Source organism: Paenibacillus sp. N119s, from assembly GCF_059447605.1.
In genome coordinates this window covers 1-2,515 of record NZ_JCAJRU010000391.1, presented here as the reverse complement: position 1 = coordinate 2,515, position 2,515 = coordinate 1, and the positions used below count along the sequence as shown (strand labels likewise).

General features: G+C 49.5%; 3 protein-coding genes. All 3 read left to right on the top strand.

Annotated features, from left to right (window positions below; translation table 11 throughout):
• On the top strand, positions 1-810 hold an 810-nt coding region (locus AC5V8P_RS25020; RefSeq protein ID WP_495474000.1), incomplete at its 5' end, for an aspartate kinase.
• A 387-nt stretch (positions 811-1,197) separates the two neighbouring features.
• Entirely contained in the window at positions 1,198-2,193 is a 996-nt protein-coding gene (spoIIIAA, locus tag AC5V8P_RS25015; RefSeq protein WP_064796344.1) for a stage III sporulation protein AA, read from the top strand.
• Positions 2,186-2,515: stage III sporulation protein SpoIIIAB (gene spoIIIAB / locus AC5V8P_RS25010; RefSeq protein ID WP_495473999.1), on the top strand; the 330-nt coding region annotated here is incomplete at its 3' end. The genes spoIIIAA and spoIIIAB, both read left to right, overlap by 8 nt.

Below are 2,515 nucleotides of genomic sequence, written 5' to 3'. Positions count from 1 at the left end.
GGACGTGGTGGTTCAGATACGACGGCTGTTGCGCTGGCGGCAGCAATTCAAGCGGACGCCTGTGAAATTTACACGGATGTGGATGGCATATATTCAACAGATCCACGGATCGTAAAGGTCGCCCGTAAGCTCAAGGAAATTTCTTATGATGAGATGCTGGAATTAGCCAATTTGGGTGCAGCTGTTTTACATCCCCGTGCGGTAGAGTATGCCAAACATAACCGGGTGCCGTTAATTGTGCGGTCCAGTTTTAATCATAACGAAGGAACGGTCGTAAAGGAGGATGCAGTGATGGAGCAAGGCGTTGTAGTCAGTGGAATTGCGTATGATAAAAATGTAGCAAGAATCAGTATTTTGGGCGTTGAAGATATCCCTGGTGTACTGGCAAAAGTTTTTGGAACACTGGCGGCAGCCAAAATTGATGTAGACATTATTGTGCAGAGCGGGGTTGAAGCTGGAAAAGCAGACTTCTCCTTTACAGTAGCTCTGACAGATCGTGAAGCTGCACTTAAGACGCTGGAAGATATTCGCGGAGAGCTTCCATATCGTGAAGTAACGTCCGAGGAAAATCTGGTAAAGGTATCCATCGTAGGTGCGGGAATGGTTAGCCACCCGGGTGTTGCAGCGCAAATGTTTGCTGTATTGGCCGAGCAAGGTGTTAGCATTAAAATGGTAAGCACTTCTGAAATCAAGGTATCGTGTGTTATTGAAGCTGGAAAGCTTCATGAGGTTATTCAAGCATTGCATACCGCTTATAATCTGGATACTGAGGAGCAAGCGTTTGTGGGCGGACCTAAAGACCGCCGTTAATAACATCAAGTGATTTAGAAAATTATTATAACGGGGAAAGGTCGATATATTATACCCTATTTATAGATTGATAAATCATAGAATACATCAGTAGGTTGAGAGGTTGTTCCACCAGTGAGAGTCAGACTGTGGAACAACCTCTTTTGCTTAAAACTAGCTTTTTTTATTTAAGGGTATCCCTTAGCCGCCAAGGCTTTGAGGGAGCCCTTTTTTTATTATACAAAGCAGGGGAAGCTACTGGAGCAAGCGGGAGAAAGCTCTATTGGACGTGGATCGAAGTGAGCAAATGTTTGACTGGTATTTCAATATATTTTCGGCATAAAAAGCGAGAGTCAGCCATAGACTTGTCTTAAAGAAAAAGGACAACTGTGAGGAGGCGGCACTGGTATGGAATGGCTGGAGTTATTTCCGGAACCGTTGCACGGTATACTCGGAAGGCTTCCAGAAACGGTATTCAAGCAACTGGAAGAAATCCGGGTCCGGGAAGGAAGGCCGCTGGAGGTTAATGCGAATGGGGATCACCACTTTGTAACGACTGCTGGTCGGCTGACCTTGAACCCTGCGGAAGCCTATAAGCCTAACCGCGAGGCTGCCCACCGACTGCTGGATTTTATCAGTAATCATTCCTTATACACCATGGAAGAGGAGCTTCGCAAAGGATTTATTACGATCCCTGGTGGTCATCGTGTTGGCTTGGCAGGGAGAACCGTGCTCAACCGGGGACGAGTAGAGCATTTGAGGGATATAAGCAGCTTTAATGTACGAATTGCTCGGGCCATTCCTGGTATAGCTGATCGAATACTACCTTTTGTAGTGGATCAAAAATCCGGGACAGTACGGCATACGCTCATCTTGTCACCGCCTCAGCATGGCAAGACGACGTTGCTGAGGGACTTGGCTCGGCAACTGAGTTATGGAGGGATGCAAAGCAACGGAGGGCGACGAAGTGGACTTAAGGTGGGCATTATAGATGAACGCTCTGAGATTGCTGGCAGTCATAAGGGCATCCCCGGTTTTGATGTCGGGCCTCGCACCGATGTATTGGACGGATGCCCAAAAGCAGAGGGCATGATGATGATGATCCGCTCGATGTCACCGGATGTCCTGATTGTGGATGAAATCGGGCGACCAGAAGATGCAGAGGCGGTGCGTGAGGCGCTTCATGCAGGCATCGCAGTCATTGCTTCCGCACATGGTCGCGATGTGGCTGAAATGGCAAGCCGGCCTGCCTTTGCCGGATTAACTATTGGACAGGAGCTGTTCCAGCTCTACGTCATGCTGGAGCGGACGAGCCGGGGGGTCTCTTTTCGGCTGGCAGATGCCAAGCAGCGCAGGCTGACATTGCCTGGTGAAGGACAGAGCGGAGGCATCTCCTATGCTTAAGCTGCTGGGAGCTGTCTTGGTTATACTAGCCACCACGCTGGCGGGTTGGCAGCGTGCAAGACAATTTGCCATGAGACCGCGGCAAATCAGAGAGTTAATTCTCGCGCTGCAAAGGCTGACCACTGAGGTTTCTTACGGGGTGTCTCCGTTACCAGATGCTTTCGCCAAGACAGGGGAGCCCTTACGAGAGCCTCTACACACCCTGTTTCAGCAAACCTCACGCTGGATGCACCCCTCTTTTGGGCTGACCGCCAGAGAAAGCTTGCATAAAGCGATTGAAGTCTCGTGGAGCCGTTCCTCTATGAAACAGGCCGAGAAGGAA